The organism is Umezawaea sp. Da 62-37, from assembly GCF_032460545.1.
Classification (GTDB): Bacteria; Actinomycetota; Actinomycetes; order Mycobacteriales; family Pseudonocardiaceae; genus Umezawaea.
The window spans coordinates 3663018-3683244 of sequence record NZ_CP135965.1; the positions used below are offsets into that span (position 1 = coordinate 3663018).

Below are 20227 nucleotides of genomic sequence, written 5' to 3' on the forward strand. Positions count from 1 at the left end.
TCCTTTTCGTCACACCAGTCACTCCGGTCACACCGGTACCAGCCCGGTCACCGGAGGCCGCACACCCGAGCGGGCATGAAGAGGTCCAGCCTCATGGTTGCCCGGAACGCCGACGCCGAACCGTCGACACGCCGTACTCTCCCCGCCGTGTCCACCCCCCTTCTGTGGCGCGCGCTGATCAAGGTCAACCGCGTCGTCGTCGGCTTGACCGGACGGCTCGAAGTCACCGGCGACATCCCGGCGTCCCTGCGCGGCCGTCCCCTGCTGCTCGCGTCCAACCACATCGGCAACCTCGACCCGCTCGTGCTGGTCGCGGCCTGCCGCCGCATCCACGTCGCTCCCCGGTTCATGCTCGCGGGCGGTCTGCTCGACGCACCCGTGGTCGGCCCGCTGTTCAAGGGGTCCGGCCACCTGCGCGTCGACCGCCGCTCGGCCAACGCCGGCGAGGCCATGCAGCGCAGCGTCGAGGCCCTCCAGCGCGGCGGCGACCCGATCGCCGTGTACCCCGAGGGCCGCATCTCCCTCGATCCCGGCATGTGGCCGGAACGCGCGAAGACCGGCGTCGCGCGGATCGCGCTCAGCAGCGGCGCGGTCGTCGTCCCGGTCAGCCAGTGGGGCGCGCACGAGGCCATGCACTGGGGCAACCTGCACCCGACCGGTTGGCGCGACTTCCTGCCCTACCTGACGTCCTGGCTGCGCTCCATCCGGACCCGTCCCGCGCTGAAGGTCCACTTCGGCTCCCCCGTGGACCTGGCGGACCTCGAGGACGGCAAGGCGGGCGACGCGCGCCGGGCGCACGAGCGCATCATGACCGCCATCACCACCGGCCTGGTCCCGCTGCGCCCCGACGAACCCGACCTGCCGAAGTTCCACGACCCGACCCGCCCGACGACCGGCAGCAGCCCGTGGCGCGCACTGATCGGTCCACCCGGCGAGATCGGCGCGTAGACGACGAACGGCCTCGCCCCCTGGTGCCGGGGACGAGGCCGTTCCAGTACTACGGGATCACTGGCTGGGCACCAGTTCCCGCTCCGGTTCGTCCGCCTCGACCGCCTTCTTGCGGCCGAAGCGGTCCTTGGTGTTCTCAACCATCGTGTAGAGCGTCGGCACCAGCACCAGGGTCAGCAGGGTCGAGCTGACCAGGCCGCCGATCACCACGACGGCGAGCGGCTGCGAGATGAACCCGCCGCTGCCGGTGATGCCCAAAGCCATGGGCGCCAACGCGAAGATGGTCGCGGCGGCGGTCATCAGGATCGGCCGCAGCCTGCGCCTGCCGCCCTCGATCACCGCCTCCTGGATGCCCATCCCCTGCGCCCGGTACTGGTTGATCAGGTCCATCAGCACGATCGCGTTGGTCACCACGATGCCGACGAGCATCAGCACGCCGATCAGCGCGGGCACGCCCAACGCGGTGTCCGTCGCCAGCAGCAGCACGATGGCGCCGGTGGCCGCGAACGGGATTGACACCAGCAGGATCAGCGGCTGGATGAGGCTGCGGAACGTGACCACCATGATCAGGAACACGATCGCGATCGCCACCAGCAGCGCGAGTCCCAGGTCGCCGAAGGCGTCCTGCTGGTCGGCGCTGACGCCGCCGATGCTGAACGCGGCGCCGGAGGGCAGGGTGAGGGCGTCGAGCTTCTTCTGCAGCTCCGCCGTGACCGCGCCGATGTTCTGGTCGGTCGCGGTGGCCGACACCGACGCGCTGCGGTCGCCGTCGACCCGCTTGATCTGCACCGGGCCGTCGACCTGCGCCACGGTGGCGACGTCGCCGAGCTTGAGCCCGCCCGCCAGCGGCAGGCCCTTGACCTGCTCCAGGTCGGTGGGGGCCGGGCCGCCGCGCAGCACGACGTCCTGCAACTCGCCGCCGATGGTGAGCTGCGTGATCGTGGTGCCGCGGAACGCCTGCGCCACCAGCTGGCCGACGGCCGCGTCGGTGAGCCCGAGCGGACCGGCCGCGGCGCGGTTGAGCGTGACCTGGACGCGCGGGGCGCTGTCGCCGAGGTCACTGGTCACGTCGGTGAGCCCGGACGTGCCCTGCACGGCCTCGCGGACCTGGTCGGACGCCGTGCGCAGCACGTCCGGGTCCGATGCCGTGACGGACACGGCCACGGTGTTGGCGTTGAAGCCGCCACCGCCGCCGCCCGCGCCGACGGTGATGTCACCGGCGTCGGTCAGCTCCTCGGCGCGCTTGCGGAGGTCCGCCTCCACGGCGGGCGTGTCGGTGTCCTCCTTCAAGGTGATCGAGAACGATGCCGTGGACGAGTTGCCCCCGCCGCCGAACGCCGCGAAGCCCTGCTGCGAACCGATGGTGACCTGGTAGGTCTCGACGGCGTCGAGGTCGCCGAGCACCGCCTCGACCTTCTTGGCCGCCGCGTCGGTGGCAGCGAGGCTCGTGCCGACCGGCATCTCCTGCTTGAGGCTCAACGTGTTCTGGCCCGAGGAGTCGATGAAGTTGGTCTGCAGCAACGGGACCAGCCCGAGCGTGCCGATGAACACCACCACCGCGATGAGCACGGTGACCAGCCGCCTGCGCGTGGCGAACCGCAGGATCGGCACGTAGACGCGCTGGAGGACGTTGTTGCGCTCGCGCTCGGCCGCCTCGGGCCCGTCGTCCTTGCCGGGCTTGAGGAACCAGAACGCCAGCACCGGGATCACGGTCAGCGACACCAGCAGCGACGCGACCAGCGCGACGGTGACGGTGATGGCGAACGCGGAGAACAGCTGGCCGATCAGACCGCCGACGACCGCGATCGGCAGGAACACCGCGACGGTCGTCAACGTCGACGCCGTCACCGCGCCCGCGACCTCGCGCACGCCGTCGAGCACCGCGCGCCGCTTGTCCTCGCCGTAGGAGAGATGTCGTTTGATGTTCTCCAGCACCACGATCGAGTCGTCCACGACCCGGCCGATGGCGATCGTCAGACCGCCGAGGGTGAGGACGTTGAGCGAGTAGTCGCCGATCCACAGCGCGATCAGCGCGACCAGCACGGACAGCGGGATCGACACCGCCGTGACCAGGGTGGAGCGCACCGAGAACAGGAAGATCAGGATCACCAGCACGGCGAACAGCAGGCCGAGCGCGCCTTCCGAGGTGAGGCCCTCGATGGACTTCTCCACGAACGGCGCCTGGTCGAACACGATCGTCAGCGCGGCACCGGACCCGAGGGTGGCGGCGAGCTGCGGCAGCTTGTCCCGCACGGCGTGCGACAGCGCGACGGCGTTGCCGTCCGGCGCCAGCGTCATCGAGATGCCGAGGCTGTCCTTGCCGTTGGTGCGGGTGATCGACGTGGCGGGCGCGGGCACCTGTTCGACGGCGGCGACGTCGCCGAGGCGGGCGCCGGAGACGCGCAGCTCGCGGACCTCGTCCAAAGTGGACAGCTTGCCGCCGACCTGCACGCTCAGGCTCTTGTCGGCCTCGGTCAGCGTGCCCGCCGGGATCGAGATCCCGTTGGAGCGCAACGCTTCCGGAATCGCCGTCGGCGTCACCTTGGCCGCGGCGAGCTTCGCCGGGTCCGGCGTGATGGTGATGTTCTGCTTGCGCGCACCGGTCACCGCGGCCTCGCGGACACCCTCCATCGCCTGGAGTTCCGGCACGACGGACTTGGTCACCCGGTCCGCGAGGTCGCGCTGGTCGGAGTCCGCGCTGACGGCGAGGACGACCGCGGGCAGGTTGTCCGTGCTGCCCGCGATGACCTGCGGGTCGACGCCTTCGGGCAGCTGCGCGCGGATGCGGGTCAGCGCCTGCTGGAGGTCGTTCACGACGTCCGCGGCGGGCAGCCCGAAGTCGAACTGGACCTGCACGGTCGCCGAACCGTCCCGCGAGGTCGACGTCACGTCCGTGACCCCGGCGACCCCGCGCACGGCGTTCTCGATCGGCTTCGCGACCTGCTCCTCGACCAGCTCGGGGTTGGCGCCCGCGAACGGCGCGACCACGACGGCGGCCGGGAACTCCAGGGAGGGCAGCAGTTCCTGCTTGAGCGACGGGATCGCGTAGATCCCGAACGCGGTGGCGATGATCGCCACCAGCGCCACCAGGGCGCGGTTGGCGAGGCTCAGTCTGGCCAACGAGGTCATGCGGCGACTCCAGCTAGACGTTTAGCCTGGGACTGACATTTAGTGTGAGGCAAAAGATTAACGCATATGGGTGAGGCTGTTACCTTCACCCGGTGCGGGACGCGGAAAAGGATCGGCTGGTCGACCAGGTCGTGCAGGCTCAGAAGCAGTTGCAGCGACACGTCGCGTCCACCTACAGCAACCCGTTGTTGCAGGTCAACCTCACCATGCAGCAGCTCAAGGTGCTGCTGATGCTGTCCATGGGCGAAGCGCGCTCCAGCCAGGAGTTGACCCGCGGGCTCGGCGTCGGGCCCGCGACCGTCACCGGACTCGTCGACCGCCTGGCGGCGCAGGGGCTGGTCGGACGACGGGAAGACCCCCAGGACCGCCGTGTCCGACTGGTGGAGCCTACCGAAAGCGGCCGCGCCCTCGTGGCGAAACTCGAAGCCGCGGGCACGAACCACTTCCGCGGTCTGCTGGAGACCCTGGACACCGAGGACCTGGTGGCGCTGAACCGGATCGTGGGCAGGCTGACCGAGGCCGCCGAGGCCGAGGCGGGCTCCGCGGAGTAGCCGCTCCTCCCCCGCACGACCCCCGTGTCGGCGCGTTTCGGCGACCCCCCGCACGACCCCCGCCAGCCCTTCTGCACAACCCCCGCACGACCCCCGTGTCGGCGCGCTTCGGCGGCCCCCTCAAGCCCTTCCACACAACCCCCGTGTCGGCGCGCTTCGGCGACCCCTGCTCCGAACGACTGTGCTCCGGATCTCCACGCGCACTCCGTTGAGCGATCGCTCAACTAGCGCTACGGTTGATTTGAGCGACCGCTCAAATCAACTGAACGAGGAGAAGTCGCATGAGCCTCACCAGCGGCGAAAGCCGGACCGACGACGCCCCACCCCTGCGCTGGTCCCTCATCGCCACGCACCCGGTGCCGCTCGCACTGCGGCTCACCGCCGCGGCCCTGGGGGTGGGAGCCGTCGGCGGGATGGTCGTCGCCTGCCTGGCCGCCCTCTTCGGCGCGCACGACATCTCCCTCCCCTCCCAGGTCACCGCCGTCGGCCTCCCCCTGGTGCTGGTGGCGATGATCGGCTGGCGCCTGGCCGCGGTCACCGACCGCCGCTCACCTCCCGGCAAGCGGTTCGCCCAGGTGACGGCGGTGAGCGTCGTCCTGATCGCGGCGGTCCAGGCGTGGCCGGAGTTCGACTGGGACAGCGCGCCGGGCGCCGGCCTCATGCTGATCTGGCTCCTGCTCTTCGGAGCCGCCTACGGGCTGGTCCCGGCCGTGGTGGCGGCGGCGGTGCTGGTCCCCGCCGCCCTGCTCCTGCGCGCGGCACGGGCGCCGATCTCCCTGCGGTCCGCCCAGGTGTGGCTGACGGCGTTCGCCATGCTGGTGACCGGGGCCTTCGCCCTGTGGGTCACCACCGGGATGAACGCCGGGATCGTCACCGTCATGGCCACGGCCCTCGCCGGAACGGGCGCGGTGCTCACCGCGAGGTGGTGTCTGGTAGACCGGCGACCATGAGCGACCCGGAACCCAAGCCGACCCGGCGGCGGCCGAGCGGCCGGGCCGACACCCGCGACCGGCTGATCGACAGCACGATCGACACCCTGCGGTCCCACGGCATCGCGGGCACCTCGGCGCGGACCATCGCGGCGGCGGCGGGCGTCAACCAGGCGTTGATCTTCTACCACTTCGAGGGCATGGACGGCCTGCTCGCCGAGGCCTGCCGCCGCACGACCGAACGCCGGGTCGCCCGCTACCGGGACCGGTTCGCCACCGTCGGCTCGCTGCGGGACCTGCTCGCGGCCGGCCGGGACATCCACACCGCGGAACGGGCCGAGGGCAACATCGCCGTGCTGGCGCAACTGCTGGCCGCCGGGCAGACCGATCCGGTGCTCGGCAAGGTCACCGCGGACAGCCTGAACCTGTGGGTGGCGGAGATCGAGGCGGTCCTGACCCGGCTGCTGCGCGACTCGCCCCTGTCGGACCTGGTCGACCCGCCGAGCCTCAGCCGGGCCGTGTCCGCCGCGTTCATCGGGCTGGAGCTGTACGAAGGGGTCGACGCCGAGGGCGGCGGCAGTGCGCTGGAGGCGCTCGACCAGCTCGGCGCGCTGGTGGAGGTGGTCGAGGAACTCGGACCGCTGGCCCGGCGGGCGCTGCGGTCGCGCGTCCGCAAGGCGACCACCCAGCCGTGACACCCAGCCCTGGACATCCAGCCTGGGACACCCGGTCAGGGGACACCCGGTTAGGGGACACCCGGTTAGGGGACACCCGGTCACGACCGCGAGGGGTCCCCCGGACGTGAAGGCCCCCCGACGTGAACGCTACGCCGGGGGTACGACGGTTTCGGTGGGCGCTGAAACCGAGGGGTCGCGGAAACAGAACTGGGGCCGCCCTCAGGCAGCCCCAGTCGGTCACACGGCGATGATCGTCGGCACGATCATCGGCCTGCGCCGATAGGTCTCGGCGACCCAGCGCCCCACGACCCGGCGCACGGACTGCGCGATGCGGTGGGTGTCGGTGATCCCCTCGGCCTCGGACCGCGACAGCTCCATCTCGACCAGCGCGACGGCCTGGTCCAGGGCTTTCGGGTCGTCGGAGAATCCGCGACCGGACACCGTGGGGGGCGAGACCGCCCGCCCGCTGTTGCTGTCGATGGCGACGCTGATGGAGATGAACCCGCCCTCGCCCAGCACCAGGCGGTCCGACAGGGTCGACTCGCCGACGTCGCCGACGGACAGGCCGTCCACGTACACGTGCCCGACGACGACCCGACCGGACACGGCGGCCTTGCCGTCGACCATGTCGACCACGACACCGTCCTCGGCGATCACGACGTGCTTCGGGTCGACACCGGTGCTGACGGCCAGCGCGGCGTTGGCGCGCAGGTGCCGCCACTCGCCGTGCACGGGCATCACGTTGCTGGGGCGGACCGCGTTGTAGAGGAACAGCAGCTCACCGGCGGGCGAGTGGCCCGAGACGTGGACCTTGGCGTTGCCCTGGTGCACGACGTTCGCACCCAGCCGGGCGAGGCCGTTCACGACGCCGAACACGGCGTTCTCGTTGCCGGGGATGAGCGAGCTGGCGAGCACGATGGTGTCGCCCGCCTGGATGGAGATCTGCCGGTGCTCGCCGCGGGCCATCCTGGACAGCGCCGACAGCGGCTCGCCCTGGGAGCCGGTGGACACGAACAGCACCTGGTTCTCCGGCAGCCGCATGGCCTCGTCGAGGTCGACGAACAGGCCGTTCGGCACCTTCAGCAGGCCCAACTCGGCGGCGATGCCCATGTTGCGGACCATCGACCGGCCCACGAGCGCGACCCGCCTGCCGTGCTCCACGGCCACGTCGAGCACCTGCTGGACGCGGTGCACGTGGCTGGCGAAGCAGGCCACGATGACGCGCTGCCGGGCCTTGCGGATGACGTTGTCGAGCACCGGGCCGATCTCGCGCTCGGGCACGACGAAACCGGGGACCTCGGCGTTGGTGGAGTCGACCAGGAACAGGTCGACGCCCTCGTCACCGAGGCGGGAGAAGCCCGCGAGGTCGGTGAGCCTGCCGTCGAGCGGCAGCTGGTCGAGCTTGATGTCGCCGGTGTGCAGCACCAGGCCCGCGGGCGTGCGGATGGCGACCGCGAGCGCGTCCGGGATGGAGTGGTTGACGGCGAAGAACTCCAGGTCGAACGGGCCGTAGGAGCGGAGTTCACCCTCCTTGACCTCGACCACCTTCGGCACCTGGCGGTGCTCGCGGCACTTCGCGGTGAGCAGCGCCAGGGTGAAGCGGGAGCCGACGACCGGCAGGTCGGGGCGCAGCTTGAGGAGGAACGGCACGGCGCCGATGTGGTCCTCGTGGCCGTGCGTCAGCACCAGCGCGTCGATCTCGTCCAGGCGGTCCTCGATGGCCCGGAAGTCCGGGAGGATCAGGTCGACGCCCGGCTGGTCGTCCTCCGGGAAGAGCACACCGCAGTCGACGACGAGCAGCCGCCCGGCGTACTCGAACACGGTCATGTTGCGGCCGACCTCGCCGATGCCGCCGAGGGCGACGATCCGAAGACCGCCCTCGGGCAGCGCGGGCGGAGTCTTGGTGGGCACGTTCATGCAGAAACCCCAAGGGAAATGGCGGCGGCTGCGAGATCGGCGGAGATGGACCCGATCTCGTCCGGCGTGGATGGCACCAACGGCAGCCTCGGTTCGCCCACGTCGACACCGCGCAGCCGCAGCCCCGCCTTCGCGTAGGTGACACCGGGCATCCGGGTGAAGGGCTGGAGCAACGGCAGGAGGCCGTGGCTGATCGCCCGTGCTCCCGCCACGTCGCCCGCTTCGAAAGCGTCGATCATCGAACGAATGCGGTCCGCGGCGAGGTGGCCGATCACGCTCACCACGCCGACGGCGCCGACCGAGAGCCACGGCAGGTTCAACGGGTCGTCACCCGAGTAGTACGCCAGTTCCGTCGTCGCCATCACGCGCTGCCCCGCGAGCAGGTCGCCCTTGGCGTCCTTCACGGCGACGATGCGCGGGTGGGCGGCCAACTCCTGGAGGGTGGCGACCTCGATGGGCACGATGGTGCGCGGCGGGATGTCGTACAGCATCACGGGGAGGCCGACCGCGTCGGCGACCGCGGAGAAGTGCGCGACGAGACCGCGCTGCGTGGGCCGCGAGTAGTACGGCGTGACCACGAGCAGACCGTGCGCGCCCGCGGCCTCGGCCTGCTGGGCCGCGCGCACGCTGTGGGCGGTGTCGTACGAGCCGGCGCCGCTGACGACGGTCGCGCGGTCACCGACCGCCTCGACGACGGCGCGGATCAGGTCGGCCTTCTCCGCCTCGTCGGTCGTGGGGCTCTCGCCCGTGGTGCCGTTGATCACGAGACCGTCGTTGCCCAGCTCGACCAGGTGTTTGGCGAGCTGCTGCGCCTTGTCCAGGTCGACTGCCCCGTGGGCGTCGAACGGGGTCACCATGGCGGTGAGCACGCGGCCGAAAGGGCGGCCGGGTGAGGCGGTCGGGCATCCGGTCATGGGGCAAACGCTACCTGCAATGCGGGTACCCGCACCCACCGAGGTGGATGCGGACGGTCGCACCGCGTGATCGACTTCACCCGGCGCTGAGCACCGGGGCGGCTTCCTACAGCCCGGTGTCGAGCCCCCGCACGGCCGCCACGGCCTCCGGGGCGCCGTCGAACTCGACCCGCACGGCCTTGCGGCCCGACGCGAGCAGCACCAGCTCGCCGGGCTCGCCGGTCACGACGACCGGGGCCGCCCCCTGCTTGACCGTGATCGACTGGCCGTCGGGCCTGCGGAACACCAGGCCGACGGGGCTGCCGCGGTAGGCGAACTTCGAGGTGAAGCCCAGCGCCTTCCACAGCTTGGCGTCGCGCACCGGGTCCGGCGGGCGCGGCTCCCAGCCCTCCTGGGCGCGCCGGACGTCCTCGTGGTGGATGAAGAACTCGCCGGAGTTGGCGGGCTCGTCGGCCAGCCGGAACGGCGAGTAGATCGGCGGGCCCTGGCGGACCAGGTCGACCAGTTCCGTCCACGGCCTCGCCGCGAAGGAGTCCTGGACCTTCTTCGTGTGCCCCGCGAGCGCCTTCACCCGGATACCGGGCAGGGCGTCGAGGCGGTGTTCGCGCACGACGAGGTGCGCGGCCAGGTCCTTCGTCGTCCACGGCGAGCACAACGTCGGCGCGTCCGGCCCCACCTGTACGAACAGATCGCTCAGCTTCTCGCGCTCATCGCGTGCCAGACCCATGGGTGGAACGCTACTCCTGGGTGATCACGGATCCTTGACCACGACCGACTTCTCCAGCTTCTTGCCGTCGGCGCGCCACACGAGGCAGAAGACGCCGTGCTTGCCGGTGCCCTTGTCCGGTTTCCACGTCTTCTCCGTCGGCACCAGCGCACCGTGCTTGAGCAGGCTCTTGTCCGAGTACGCGATCCGGTTCGAGTCGAAGAAGATGCCGCAGTAGCTCTCGGCGTAGGTGGTCAGCGCCTCGACGCCGGGGTACTTGACCGTCGCCCCGTCGCCCAGCGTGGAGCTGTCGGTGTAGACCTGGAGATCGTGGCCGTCGCACTCGCCGACCACGTTGCCGCTGGCGAGCTGCGCGGCGGGCGCGAACTTGCCGTCGGCGCAGTAGCCGTCGTACAGCTCGAACACCGGGACGTCGCCGTTCTCGCCGTAGGTCAGCGTCTTCACCGCGGTGGCCCCCGCCGACGGGGTGGTGAACCACTTGTGCGCGTAGATCCCGCCCGTGAACACCGCGGCGGCGGCGACCACGGCGGCCGCGACCACGGCGATGCGGCGGGCCTTGCCGAACTTCGGCCGCTGGGCGTTCGGGTAGTGCATGGTCGACGACTGCGTGGGCGCGAACCCGTGCGGCGGGGTCGGGTTGGCGGCCTGCCGTTCGAGCATGGCGCGCGCCTGCGGGCCGTTGAGCCGGGCGTTCGGGTCGGGCATCAGCAGCCCGGTGATCACCGCGGCGAGCACGCCGTGCGCCCTGGTCAGCCGGGGCACCTCGTTCATGATCGCGTTCAGCGTCGACGCCGTGGAGGCGCGCTCGTACGGGCTCACGCCCTCGATGGCGTAGCAGAGGGTCGCGCCCAGCGCCCACAGGTCGGAGGCGGGCGAGGCCTCGTGGCCGTGGATGCGCTCGGGCGCCATGTACGCCGGGGAGCCGATGAGGCTGCCGCTGGTGGTCAGGCGCGGGTCGTCCACGGCCTGGGCGATGCCGAAGTCGGTCAGCTTCACCCGGCCGTCGGGGCGGACCATGATGTTGCCGGGCTTCACGTCGCGGTGCACGATGCCCGCCGCGTGCGCGGCCTCCAGCGCGGACAGCAGCTGCTGCGCCATCGACGACACCCGTTCGGGCGGCATCGGCCCCTGCCTGCTGATGAGGGTCGACAGCGTCGCCGCCTCGACCAGCTCCATCACGATGTAGGTCATCCGGTTCTCGACGACCACGTCGAACACCGTCACGACCGCGGGGTCGTTCAGCCTGCCCGCCGCGCGCGCCTCCCGGAGCACCCGCTCCTCCAGGACGTGCCGCTCCTCGGTCGGAACGCCGTCCGGGAGGTGCAGCTCCTTGATGGCGACGTGCCTGCCGATGACGTTGTCCTGCGCTCGCCACACCACGCCCATGCCACCGCGGCCCAGTTCGACGAGCAGGGTGTACCTACCCGCGATGACCCGCGGTTGCGCGGACACACCTTGCTGTCCCGTCACCGACGCAACTCCCTCACCGAATGGCCCAGCCGGACCCTAGCTGAGACCCTCCGGGAGGCCGTCGGGTTTCACGGTTTCGTGACTTGTTGCCTTATCGGTCCGAACCGGCCGGATGTTGCTGCTCGACCTGGTGCCCGGCCTCGCTGAGCGCGCGGACCGCGCGGGCCAGGTCGCCGTCCTCCACCAGCAGGTGGTCGGTGTCGTAGGTGGACAGCGCGAACAGGCTCACGCCCGCCGCCGCCAGCTCCCCGGACAGCGCGGCCATGATCCCGGTCAGCGTGAACTCCAGCGGCCCGCGCACCGTGAGCAGCCGCCAGCCGCCCTTGGTGCTCTCGTCCACCGGCGCGACCGCGCTCGGGCACACGATCGACAGCTCGTCCGGGGTCCTGGTCACCGAGACCAGGCCGGGCGCGTCCAGCAGGCCGTCGGGGACGGGCGCGTCGGGGGCCAGCCGGGCGACGCTGTAGTCACCGGGCAGGACGTCGACGACCAACCGCCTCACGGCGCCTCAGCCTTCGCTGACGAGGGGGCTGGAGGCGACCTCGCTGCCGTCCGGCAGCGCCGAGATGGCGAAGTCGGCGAACGCGTTGGGCGCGGCCTTCTGCAACTGCCGCAGGCACTCCACGGCCAGGTCGCGGATCTCCACGTCGGCGTGCTCGGAGGCGCGCATCGCGATGAAGTGCCGCCACGCGCGGTAGTTGCCGGTGACGACGATGCGGGTCTCGGTCGCGTTGGGGAGCACCGAGCGGGCGGCCTGCCGGGCCTGCTTGCGGCGCAGGGTCGCGCTGGGCACGTCGGCGAACTTCTTCTCCAGGCCCTCCAGCAGGTCCGCGTACGCGGCCACGCTGGCCTCGGCGGCGGCCTGGAAGCGGGCGTGCAGCTCGGGGTCCGAGGCGATGACCTCGGGCTCCACCATCGCCGCGTCGCGCTCGGGCACGTAGCGCTGCGAGAGCTGCGAGTAGGAGAAGTGCCGGTGCCGGATCAGCTCGTGGGTCAGCGAGCGGGAGATGCCGGTGATGTAGAAGGTCACCGAGCCGTGCTCCAGCACGGACAGGTGGCCGACCTCGAGGATGTGCCGGAGGTAGCTCTCGTTCGTGGCCGTCGCCGGGTTCGGCTTCTTCCACGACTGGTAGCACGCGCGGCCGGCGAACTCGGCCAGCGCCTCACCGCCGTCGGTGTCCGTGGACCAGGGGACATCCGCGGGCGGGATGAACTCCGTCTTCGCGATCAACTGCACCTTGGGCGACACCGTCTCGGTCACAACTACCTCTCTCGAAGCTGCCTGTTACGCCGAGCAGACTATCCCGCGCGCGTAGGGCAGCCCGACAGCATACGCCGCGCGAGGCGCACTTGTGAGTGAGCGCATACCGCCGCCCTCTGACACCACGATGACCGAGTGCTGACACCACCACTCCCTTGACTGACATCACTGATGACGTCATAGTGGTGTCATGGATCTCTCGCCGTACATCGCATCGCTGCGCGAGGACCTCGCGACCGCCGCGTCCGCCGGGGACGACAACACCCGACGCACGGCCGCCGCGTTGTCCGGCGCGCTGGAACCAGCCGCGAGGCTGGCCATCATGAACGCCCTGTCCGACCTGGCGGCCGAGGTCACGGCCTCGCTGGACGACCGCGTGGTCGAGGTCCGGCTGGATGGCCGGGACGTGCAGGTGGTCGTCACCGGCCCCACCCACCACGACAGCGAACCGGAGCCCGAGGAAGTCCCCCCGCGCTCGTTCGGTGACGCCACGGGTGACATCAGCCGCATCACGCTGCGACTGCTCGACGAGCTGAAGGCGAAGGCCGAGCAGGCCGCCTCCTCGCAGGGCGTGTCGCTCAACACCTTCGTGGCCCAGGCCGTCCAGGGCGCGCTGAGCAAGGGCGGGCGCGGCAAGGGCCCGTGGGGGCAGGGCGGTCCGTGGGGGCAGCAGGAGTCGGCCAAGGGGCCGGAGCGGGAAGACACCAAGGGCGGCGGCGGCAAGTCGCAGGTCCGCGGCTGGGTTCAGGGCTAAGGGGAGACGTGGAGATGACCGAGTCAGATGTCGTCCGGCAGCAGAGCTTCGACGTCGAGGGGGCCGTGGAGATCGACATCGCGTTGATCTCCGGCCGCGTGCAGGTGCACCTGGTCGACGAGCCCGGCGTGCACGTGGAGGTCCGCTACGACCCGTCGGCCGGGGAGGCGTGGACCGCGGGTCTCAGCGGCCTGCTCAGCTGGGTGAACGACCAGTTCGGCAGCGGCCCCAAGCAGGAGACCGGTCCCGCCGAGGCCATCCGCGACGCGCGGATCGACCTCATCGGCTCGCGGCTGAAGGTGCAGTCCTCCAAGGTGCTGCCGCTGCGGGCGGTGCCGCTCAACGTGGTCGTGCGCGCCCCTTCCGGTTCGCACATCAGCAGCAAGACCGGCTCCGCCGACGTCTCCGTCACCGGCGCCGCGGGCAGGCTCGACGTCACCACCGGCAGCGGTGACATCACCGCGGACCGCGCCGACGCCGCCGCCGAGGTCAACTCCGGCTCCGGCGACCTCCGCCTCGGCCCGATGCTCGCGGGACTGCGGGCCAAGACCGGCAGCGGCGACGTGGAGGTGTCCTCCATCGGGGGCAACACCATCCTCTACACCGGCACCGGCGACGTCTGGCTGGGCGCGGTCCAGAACGACGTGCAGATCCGCACCGGCAGCGGTGACGTCACCGTCGCCGACGCCGCCTCCGGACGCATCCAGCTGGCCACCGGCAGCGGCGAGATCCGCGTCGGCATCCGCTCGGGCGTCCAGGCCCAGATCGACGTCTCCTCCCGCTCCGGCAAGGCCCGCAGCGAACTGGAGGTCTCGTCGCAGCCCCCGGCGGAGAACGCGCCTGCCCTCTTCGTCACCGGTCGCACCGGCAGCGGGGACGTGCTGGTCACCACCTCCACCAGCTGACCAGGACCACCGACCAGCGGCGTGCGCACCCCCGATGCGCGCGCCGCTGCTCCACGCCGACCCCCGGTCGGGCCGGCTCAGCGCACCACCGCCGCGAGCGCGCCCGCCAGGTCGCCCTTCGGCATCACCACCACGTCGTCCAACCCCAGCCACTCGGCCATGTGGCGCAGTTCCGCGGCCAGCTCGACGGCCACCCGCCCGTGGTCGCGCCCCGGCTCGGCGAACGCCGACTGCACCCGCAGCACCCCGGCGGCGCGATCGGCCTTCAGGTCCACCCGTGCCACCAGCTCCCCGTCCAGCAGGAACGGGAACACGTAGTACCCGTGGACCCTCTTCTCCTCCGGCACGTAGATCTCGATGCGGTAGCGGAACCCGAAGATCCGCTCCGTCCGCGCCCGCTCCCACACCAGCGGGTCGAACGGGCACAGCAGCGCCCTCCCCTGGATCCTGCGCGGCACCCGCGCCTCGACGTGCCGATAAGCGGGCGCACCCCACCCGGCCACCTCCACCGGCTCCAGCACCCCGGACTCCACCAGTTCGGCCACCGCCCGCTGGCTGGCCCGCGGCGCCAGCCGGTAGTAGTCCCGCAGGTCGGGCTCCGTGGCCACCCCCATCGCGATCGCCGACCGCGTGATCAGCTGCCGCGCCCCCTCCTCCGCGTCGACCTTCCGCGCCATCACGTCCGCCGGGATGACCCGCTCGGGCAGGTCGTACAGCCGCTCGAAGCTCTTGCGGGTGCCGGTGGTCAGCTCCCCCAGCCCGAACAGGTACTCGCACAGCCGCTTCACCTCCGACCGCCCCCACCACGGCCCGGTCGACTTCGGCCCCTCACCCAGCAGTTCGCGTTCGATCGCCCCCGCGCCGATCGGCCCCTGCTCCCGCACCACCCGCAGCACGCCCTCGACCAGCTCCGGCGCCCGGTCGGCGATGGGCTGGTAGTTGGTCCACCACCCCAGCTTCTTCGCGCCCGAGTGCAGCAGCGGCCAGTCCTCGACCGGCACCAGGCTGGCCTCGTGCGCCCAGTACTCGACCAGCATCCGGGGCTTGCGCGCCGAGTGCGACCAGGCGGCGTCGTCGACCAGCTCCGCCGGGTACGACCCGAGCCTGCTGAACAGCGGCATGTAGTGGGCGCGGACCGCCACGTTGACGGAGTCGAGCTGGATCAGCTGCACCCTCGACAGCACGCGCTGGAGGTGCCTCCGGCCGGGCGGCGAGGCGGGTCGGGCGTCGGCGAAGCCCTGTGCCGCCAGCGCGATCCGACGGGCCACGTCCGCGTTCATCTTCTGCACGCCCGGATACTCCCACCGAGCACCGACAGAAAAGTCGACGAAGGTCGGTAGCGACTCCTCCCCTTCGTCCATTACCGGTGCTGACCAGGCATTCCTAGGCTCGAACCATGATCAGGCTCCTGGTTGCGGCCGTCTTCGCGACGGTCCTCGCCCCCGCTCCCACCCCGGCGCTCGACGCCGCCGCGATCGACCGGATGGCCGCCGACGTGGACCTGCCGGGGCTGTCCGTCGCGGTCACGAAGGACGACCGGGTCGTGCTCGCCAAGGGGTACGGCCACGACTCCACCGGGGCTCCGCTGACCGCGGCCACGCCGATGCGGCTGGCGTCGGTGAGCAAGTCGTTCGTCGCCATGGCCGTGATGACCCTGGTCGACGCGGGCCGGATCGCGCTGGACGCGCCCGTGGCCGACCAGCTGCCCGAGTTCCACCCCGCCGACCCGCGCGCGGAGCGGATCACCGTGCGGCACCTGCTGAACCAGACCTCGGGCCTGGCCGACGCGACGACCGACATCCCGCGCACGTGGGAGGCGAAGTCCTTGCGGGACCTGGTGGGCGTGCTCGACACCGCGACGCTCGCCGACGATCCGGGCCGGAGTTTCCACTACCACAACCCGAACTACGGCGTCGCGGCGCGACTCGTCGAGGTGGCGGGCGGGCAGGCGTTCGACGACTACCTCCGCGACCACGTGCTGACTCCGCTGGGCATGTGGTCACACGACCGGGTGGCCGACGGGTACGTCCGCGCCTACGGCCTGTGGTTCGCCCGCCCCGAGCTGCCGTCCTTCGAGGGCGACCTGGTCATCAGCAGCGCCGACGACATGGCCCGGTGGCTCATCGCGCAACAGGGACGCGGCCCCCGGGTCGTGTCCGCGGAAAGCCTGCGGACCATGCACACACCGCCCACGGGCGAGTACGCGATGGGCTGGGGCGTGGAGGTGCCGGAGCAGGGCCACGAGCGGCTCAGCCACAGCGGCAACCTGTTCACCTACACCGCCGCGCAGGTCATCGTGCCGGAGACCGGGTACGGGTTCGCCGTGATGACCAACAGCACGGCGCTGCTGGACTCGGCGTACGAGCTGGTGGAGTCGCTGATCGCACTGTCCGAGGGCCGTTCGCCCGACAGCGGCCTGCCCCTGTGGCCGACCGACCTCGGGCTCGGGCTGGCCACGCTCGCCGTGGCCGCGCTGGGCGTGCGCGGGGTGCTTCGCGCGGGCCGGAAGCGCACCCCGTGGCGGCTGGTGCCGCACCTGCTGGCCGTCGTGCCGCTGCTCGGGTACCCGGCGTTCGTGGGGTTCCTGTCCAACGGGCGCACGGTGACGTGGCCGCAGCTCGTGTACGTGTCGCTGCCGATCGTGGTGCTGCTGGCCGTGCTCGCGCTGGCGGGCACGGCGACCGCCACCGCCCGGCTTGTAGCGTTGTCCCGGTGATCCTGCTGCTGGTCGCGGTGGTGCCGGTGGCGGTGTGGAACACCCTGGCCGTGACGGCGGGCGCCGTTCCGCCCGCCAGGGTGCTGCTCGGCGTGGTGCTGCTCGCGCCGGGCTACCTGGTGGGCCGCCGGATCGACGGCGTGCGGCCGCTGGTGTTCGCGGCGGTGGCGGGCGCGGTGTGCACGGCGGCGCTGGCGCGGGAGCCGTGGAACTGGGCCGAGGCGCCGGTCGGGCTGGCTGGCACCGTGCTGCTGCCGTGGTTCGCCGGGCGCTACCGCCGCCAGCACCTCGCGCTGGCGGAGCGGCTGCGGCAGGACGTGCGGCAGGCCCGGCAACGGGAGCGCACCCGCATCGCGCGGGACATGCACGACTCGCTGGGCCACGAGCTGACCCTGATCGCGCTGCGCGCGGGCGCGCTGGAGCTGTCCCCGGACCTCGCCGAGCCGCACCGGGCCGCGATCGGCGAGCTGCGCGCCAGCACGGGTGAGGCCACCGAGCGGCTGCGCGAGATCATCGGCCTGCTGCGCGACGGCACCGAGGACGTCGAGGCGCTGGTGGGCCGCGCCGTGGCGTCCGGGATGGCCGTGCGGCTGACCGGCGGGCCGACCGACTCGCGCACGGCGTACCGGGTCGTGCAGGAATCGCTCACGAACGCCGCCAAGCACGCCCCCGGCGCCCCGGTCGAGGTCCGCTTCCGGCGCACGCCGACCGAACTGGTCGTCAGCGTGGTCAACGGCCCGTCCGCCTCCCCCGGCCCCGGCGCGGGCGGCCACGGCCTGACCGGCCTCGCCGAACGGGTCCGGCTCGCGGGCGGCACCCTGGAGGCGGCGCCCCGTCCGGACGGCGGGTTCGCCGTGACCGCCACGATGCGGAGGGACGCCGAGTGATCCGCGTGCTGCTGGCCGACGACGAGGCCCTGATCCGCGCCGGCGTCCGCGCGCTCCTGGGCACGGACCCGGCCGTCGACGTCGTCGCCGAGGCCGCCAACGGCCGCGAGGCCGTCGACCTGACCATCGCCCACCGCCCCGACGTGGTGCTGCTGGACGTGCAGATGCCCGTCCTCGACGGCCTGGACGCGGCCGACGAGATCCACCGCCTCGTGCCGGGCACGGGGGTCCTCATCCTGACCACGTTCAGCGAGGACGCCTACATCGCGCGGGCGCTCGGCGGCGGCGCCAGCGGCTTCCTGCTCAAGGCGGGCGACCCGCGCGAACTCCTCGCGGGCGTCCACGCCGTCGCCGACGGCGCCGCGTACCTCTCCCCCCGCGTGGCCCGGCACGTCATCACCGAGCTGAGCGGCGGCAGACTCACCCGCGCGACCACCGCCCGCACCCGGGTGGCCACCCTGACCAGCCGCGAACGCGACGTCCTCGCCCTCGTCGGCACCGGGATGTCCAACGCCGAGATCGCCCGCCGCCTCCACCTCGTCGAGGGCACCGTCAAGGCGTACATGACCTCCCTGATGGACCGCCTCTCCGTCCGCAACCGCGTCCAGGCGGCAGTGCTCGCCCACGAGGCGGGGCTGGTGGCGGACTGATCAGTCCAACGCGCGCAGATCGACCTCGACGCGCCAGTAGTGCGGAACCCCTGCCGCGGCGTAGGCGGTGCGCTTGGACTCGTGCTCGTCGCGACGCCTTCCCTTCAGCAACACATCGATCGCGAGCAGGACCGCCTCGCCGTGGATCGGCCCGGTGTCCAGCGGTGTCCCCACCCCGAACACCACGATGTCCGGGGACATGTAGACCAGCGGGTCTTCCGCGAGCACCACGTCGATGCCGGTCTCCAGCTGCCACAGTTGTGGCAGTCGGGCCTCCACACGGGCGGCGAGCCTGCGGACCACCCTCCGGTGGATGGGCATCGGCCTCGGTTTCACGATGGGAGTCCCGTCGAGCACCTCCACCCGGCAGCCCTCGGGAAGTGCGTGGACGTCTGCGGAAGTCCGTCCACCGTGCACCGCCTGCGGCGAATCGTCGAACATGCCCGCCCCCTCCCCGCCGTGGCTCCTCACCGCACCGGGCCGTAGCCGCTCACCAGCACGGTGATGTCCTGGACAGCTGCTCGACGATCATGCGACAACGCTAACCGCCGATACCGGCAATTCCCCACCACCACCCCCTCCCCTGCACCCGACCCACTCGGGCCCCGCGCCGGTACCGGCACTAGATTTCCCCCATGGCCGATGCCGCGGTGCGCCCCGCACAGCCCGAAGACGTCGCGGAGATCGCCCGCATCCACCTCGCCACCTGGCGCACGGCCTACGCCGAACTGCTGCCGCCCGCGGTGTTCGAGTCGTTCGACGCCGCCGAGGCCGAGCAGGCGTGGGCGGACGCGGTGGAGCACGCGCACGTGTTCCTGGCGACCGAGGGCGCGTGGGTCGTGGGGTTCGTGGTCGCGGGGTCGGCGCCGGACCAGGAGGTGGCGGGCGCGGACGGGTCGATGCCTGCCGATTTCGAGACGACGGCGCTGGTCAGCACGTTGCTGGTGGAGCCCCGATGGGGGCGGCGCGGGCACGGTGGCAGGCTGATCGCGACGGCCGCGCACGCGTTGCGGGACCAGGGCGCGTCGCGGGCGGTGGCGTGGGTGCCGGAGGCGGACCGGGCGACGAAGTCGTTCTACGAACGGGTCGGCTGGGCGGCCGACGGGACGGTGCGGACGCTGGACGCGGGTGGGCGTCCACTGCGCGAAATCCGGATGACAGGGGGGTTGGCCCTACTCCTGCGCCCCTGAACCACGGCTATCCTCGGTCGGGTGGTCGTCACCTGGTTGTGCCTGACGTTCGGCGTCGCGGTCGGCTCGGCGATCCTCCCCCTGGTCAGCATCGAACTGTTCGTCCTCGGCCTCGTGACCCAGCAACCCACCATCTCGTGCTGGTGGATCGGTGCCGCGGTGGCGTCCGGGCAGGTGCTGGGCAAGCTGGTCTACTTCTTCGCCGCGCGCGGTTCGCTGCACCTGCCCGCGTTCCTGAAGCGCAAGGAGAAGCCCGCGAAGCAGAGTTCGCCGTTCCGGCTGAAGTGGAAGGCCCGCCTGGAGGCCGTGCGCGACCGCTGCCACCGCCATCCGCACTGGATGTTCGGCACGCACGCGCTCAGCTCGGTGGTCGGCCTGCCGCCGTTCATGTTCACCACCGTGCTGGCCGGTCTGGCGGGCATGTCGACGGCGCTGTTCGTGGCGACCGGGACGATCGGTCGGTTCGCCCGGTTCACGATGCTGGCCGCGTCGCCCGCGTTGATGGCGGGCTGGGTGCACTGACCGCGGACCTTCGGTCAACGACCCCCCGTTTGTACTCCCTTGGGGCGGAATCCCTTGCGTGGCAGTCGATTCCACCCCGC

20 protein-coding genes are annotated in these 20227 nt (G+C 71.7%); 11 read left to right on the forward strand and 9 right to left on the reverse strand.

From position 1 onward, the window contains the following. Window positions 1–93: 93 nt before the first annotated feature. Window positions 94–948, forward strand: coding sequence for a lysophospholipid acyltransferase family protein (locus RM788_RS16080; RefSeq protein ID WP_399343694.1), 855 nt, complete (start codon window positions 94–96; stop codon window positions 946–948). Between the two features lie 57 nt (window positions 949–1005). On the opposite strand, the gene RM788_RS16085 is transcribed toward RM788_RS16080, so the two are convergent. Then, on the reverse strand, window positions 1006–4077 hold the full coding sequence (locus RM788_RS16085; RefSeq protein ID WP_315932481.1) for an efflux RND transporter permease subunit: 3072 nt from the start codon (window positions 4075–4077) through the stop codon (window positions 1006–1008). Window positions 4078–4169: 92 nt separating this feature from the next. Between RM788_RS16085 and RM788_RS16090 the strand changes: the two genes are divergently transcribed. From RM788_RS16090 to RM788_RS16100, 3 genes are all read left to right on the forward strand, one after another. Beyond that, on the forward strand, window positions 4170–4628 hold the full coding sequence (locus RM788_RS16090) for a MarR family winged helix-turn-helix transcriptional regulator (RefSeq protein WP_315932482.1): 459 nt from the start codon (window positions 4170–4172) through the stop codon (window positions 4626–4628). Window positions 4629–4909: 281 nt separating this feature from the next. Beyond that, window positions 4910–5578 carry a hypothetical protein gene (locus RM788_RS16095; RefSeq protein WP_315932483.1) on the forward strand — a complete coding sequence of 223 codons (669 nt, stop codon included), beginning with the start codon at window positions 4910–4912 and terminating at the stop codon, window positions 5576–5578. Continuing rightward, complete coding sequence (locus tag RM788_RS16100) at window positions 5575–6252, forward strand: TetR/AcrR family transcriptional regulator (RefSeq protein WP_315932484.1); 678 nt, start codon at window positions 5575–5577, stop codon at window positions 6250–6252. The genes RM788_RS16095 and RM788_RS16100 overlap by 4 nt, the downstream gene beginning before the upstream one ends. Before the next feature lie 219 nt (window positions 6253–6471). On the opposite strand, the gene RM788_RS16105 is transcribed toward RM788_RS16100, so the two are convergent. The 6 genes from RM788_RS16105 to thyX form a co-directional block, all read right to left on the reverse strand. Next, entirely contained in the window at window positions 6472–8151 is a 1680-nt protein-coding gene (locus tag RM788_RS16105) for a ribonuclease J (protein ID WP_315932485.1), read from the reverse strand. Further along, entirely contained in the window at window positions 8148–9065 is a 918-nt protein-coding gene (gene dapA, locus RM788_RS16110; RefSeq protein WP_315932486.1) for a 4-hydroxy-tetrahydrodipicolinate synthase, read from the reverse strand. Before dapA ends, RM788_RS16105 begins: the two co-directional genes overlap by 4 nt. 106 nt (window positions 9066–9171) lie before the next feature. Continuing rightward, on the reverse strand, window positions 9172–9792 hold the full coding sequence (locus tag RM788_RS16115; RefSeq protein WP_315932487.1) for a TIGR03085 family metal-binding protein: 621 nt from the start codon (window positions 9790–9792) through the stop codon (window positions 9172–9174). Between the two features lie 24 nt (window positions 9793–9816). Continuing rightward, a complete protein-coding gene (locus RM788_RS16120; RefSeq protein ID WP_315932488.1) occupies window positions 9817–11262 on the reverse strand; it encodes a serine/threonine-protein kinase in 1446 nt (481 codons plus the stop codon). 91 nt (window positions 11263–11353) lie between these two features. After that, window positions 11354–11764 carry an ACT domain-containing protein gene (locus RM788_RS16125; RefSeq protein ID WP_315932489.1) on the reverse strand — a complete coding sequence of 137 codons (411 nt, stop codon included), beginning with the start codon at window positions 11762–11764 and terminating at the stop codon, window positions 11354–11356. A gap of 6 nt (window positions 11765–11770) precedes the next feature. Continuing rightward, window positions 11771–12523, reverse strand: a complete 753-nt coding sequence (gene thyX, locus RM788_RS16130) for an FAD-dependent thymidylate synthase (RefSeq protein ID WP_315932490.1) — start codon at window positions 12521–12523, stop codon at window positions 11771–11773. Between the two features lie 190 nt (window positions 12524–12713). Between thyX and RM788_RS16135 the strand changes: the two genes are divergently transcribed. After that, on the forward strand, window positions 12714–13277 hold the full coding sequence (locus RM788_RS16135) for a toxin-antitoxin system HicB family antitoxin (protein WP_315932491.1): 564 nt from the start codon (window positions 12714–12716) through the stop codon (window positions 13275–13277). A gap of 14 nt (window positions 13278–13291) precedes the next feature. Beyond that, the gene (locus RM788_RS16140; RefSeq protein WP_315932492.1) at window positions 13292–14182 is read left to right on the forward strand and encodes a DUF4097 family beta strand repeat-containing protein; all 891 of its coding nucleotides are present in this window, start codon (window positions 13292–13294) and stop codon (window positions 14180–14182) included. A 77-nt stretch (window positions 14183–14259) separates the two neighbouring features. On the opposite strand, the gene RM788_RS16145 is transcribed toward RM788_RS16140, so the two are convergent. Further along, entirely contained in the window at window positions 14260–15462 is a 1203-nt protein-coding gene (locus tag RM788_RS16145; RefSeq protein WP_315934647.1) for a winged helix-turn-helix domain-containing protein, read from the reverse strand. A 116-nt stretch (window positions 15463–15578) separates the two neighbouring features. Here RM788_RS16145 and RM788_RS16150 point away from each other — a divergent pair, with 116 nt between their 5' ends. From RM788_RS16150 to RM788_RS16160, 3 genes are read left to right on the forward strand one after another with little or no spacing between them, the layout of a single operon-like run. Continuing rightward, window positions 15579–16898, forward strand: coding sequence for a serine hydrolase domain-containing protein (locus RM788_RS16150; RefSeq protein ID WP_315932493.1), 1320 nt, complete (start codon window positions 15579–15581; stop codon window positions 16896–16898). After that, complete coding sequence (locus RM788_RS16155; RefSeq protein ID WP_315932494.1) at window positions 16895–17785, forward strand: sensor histidine kinase; 891 nt, start codon at window positions 16895–16897, stop codon at window positions 17783–17785. Before RM788_RS16150 ends, RM788_RS16155 begins: the two co-directional genes overlap by 4 nt. After that, a complete protein-coding gene (locus tag RM788_RS16160) occupies window positions 17782–18435 on the forward strand; it encodes a response regulator (protein WP_315932495.1) in 654 nt (217 codons plus the stop codon). The genes RM788_RS16155 and RM788_RS16160 overlap by 4 nt, the downstream gene beginning before the upstream one ends. Here the strand turns inward: RM788_RS16160 and RM788_RS16165 are convergent, their stop codons facing one another. Beyond that, window positions 18436–18876 (reverse strand): Uma2 family endonuclease, encoded by a 441-nt coding sequence (locus RM788_RS16165; RefSeq protein ID WP_315932496.1) that lies wholly within the window; start codon window positions 18874–18876, stop codon window positions 18436–18438. Window positions 18877–19070: 194 nt separating this feature from the next. On the opposite strand from RM788_RS16165, the gene RM788_RS16170 reads away from it, so the two are divergent. Both RM788_RS16170 and RM788_RS16175 read left to right on the forward strand, forming a co-directional pair. Beyond that, window positions 19071–19625 (forward strand): GNAT family N-acetyltransferase, encoded by a 555-nt coding sequence (locus RM788_RS16170; RefSeq protein ID WP_315932497.1) that lies wholly within the window; start codon window positions 19071–19073, stop codon window positions 19623–19625. A 21-nt stretch (window positions 19626–19646) separates the two neighbouring features. Then, complete coding sequence (locus tag RM788_RS16175) at window positions 19647–20147, forward strand: hypothetical protein (protein ID WP_315932498.1); 501 nt, start codon at window positions 19647–19649, stop codon at window positions 20145–20147. The last annotated feature ends 80 nt before the right edge of the window (window positions 20148–20227 follow it).

Coding starts and splice junctions, on each gene's coding strand:
- RM788_RS16100 (WP_315932484.1), top strand. CDS start 5,575: ATGAGCGACCCGGAACCCAAGCCGACCCGGCGGCGGCCGAGCGGCCGG.
- RM788_RS16085 (WP_315932481.1), bottom strand. CDS start 4,077: ATGACCTCGTTGGCCAGACTGAGCCTCGCCAACCGCGCCCTGGTGGCG.
- RM788_RS16170 (WP_315932497.1), top strand. CDS start 19,071: ATGGCCGATGCCGCGGTGCGCCCCGCACAGCCCGAAGACGTCGCGGAG.
- RM788_RS16095 (WP_315932483.1), top strand. CDS start 4,910: ATGAGCCTCACCAGCGGCGAAAGCCGGACCGACGACGCCCCACCCCTG.
- RM788_RS16150 (WP_315932493.1), top strand. CDS start 15,579: ATGATCAGGCTCCTGGTTGCGGCCGTCTTCGCGACGGTCCTCGCCCCC.
- RM788_RS16115 (WP_315932487.1), bottom strand. CDS start 9,792: ATGGGTCTGGCACGCGATGAGCGCGAGAAGCTGAGCGATCTGTTCGTA.
- RM788_RS16165 (WP_315932496.1), bottom strand. CDS start 18,876: ATGTTCGACGATTCGCCGCAGGCGGTGCACGGTGGACGGACTTCCGCA.
- RM788_RS16080 (WP_399343694.1), top strand. CDS start 94: ATGGTTGCCCGGAACGCCGACGCCGAACCGTCGACACGCCGTACTCTC.
- RM788_RS16135 (WP_315932491.1), top strand. CDS start 12,714: ATGGATCTCTCGCCGTACATCGCATCGCTGCGCGAGGACCTCGCGACC.
- RM788_RS16145 (WP_315934647.1), bottom strand. CDS start 15,462: ATGAACGCGGACGTGGCCCGTCGGATCGCGCTGGCGGCACAGGGCTTC.
- RM788_RS16105 (WP_315932485.1), bottom strand. CDS start 8,151: ATGAACGTGCCCACCAAGACTCCGCCCGCGCTGCCCGAGGGCGGTCTT.
- dapA (WP_315932486.1), bottom strand. CDS start 9,065: ATGACCGGATGCCCGACCGCCTCACCCGGCCGCCCTTTCGGCCGCGTG.
- RM788_RS16140 (WP_315932492.1), top strand. CDS start 13,292: ATGACCGAGTCAGATGTCGTCCGGCAGCAGAGCTTCGACGTCGAGGGG.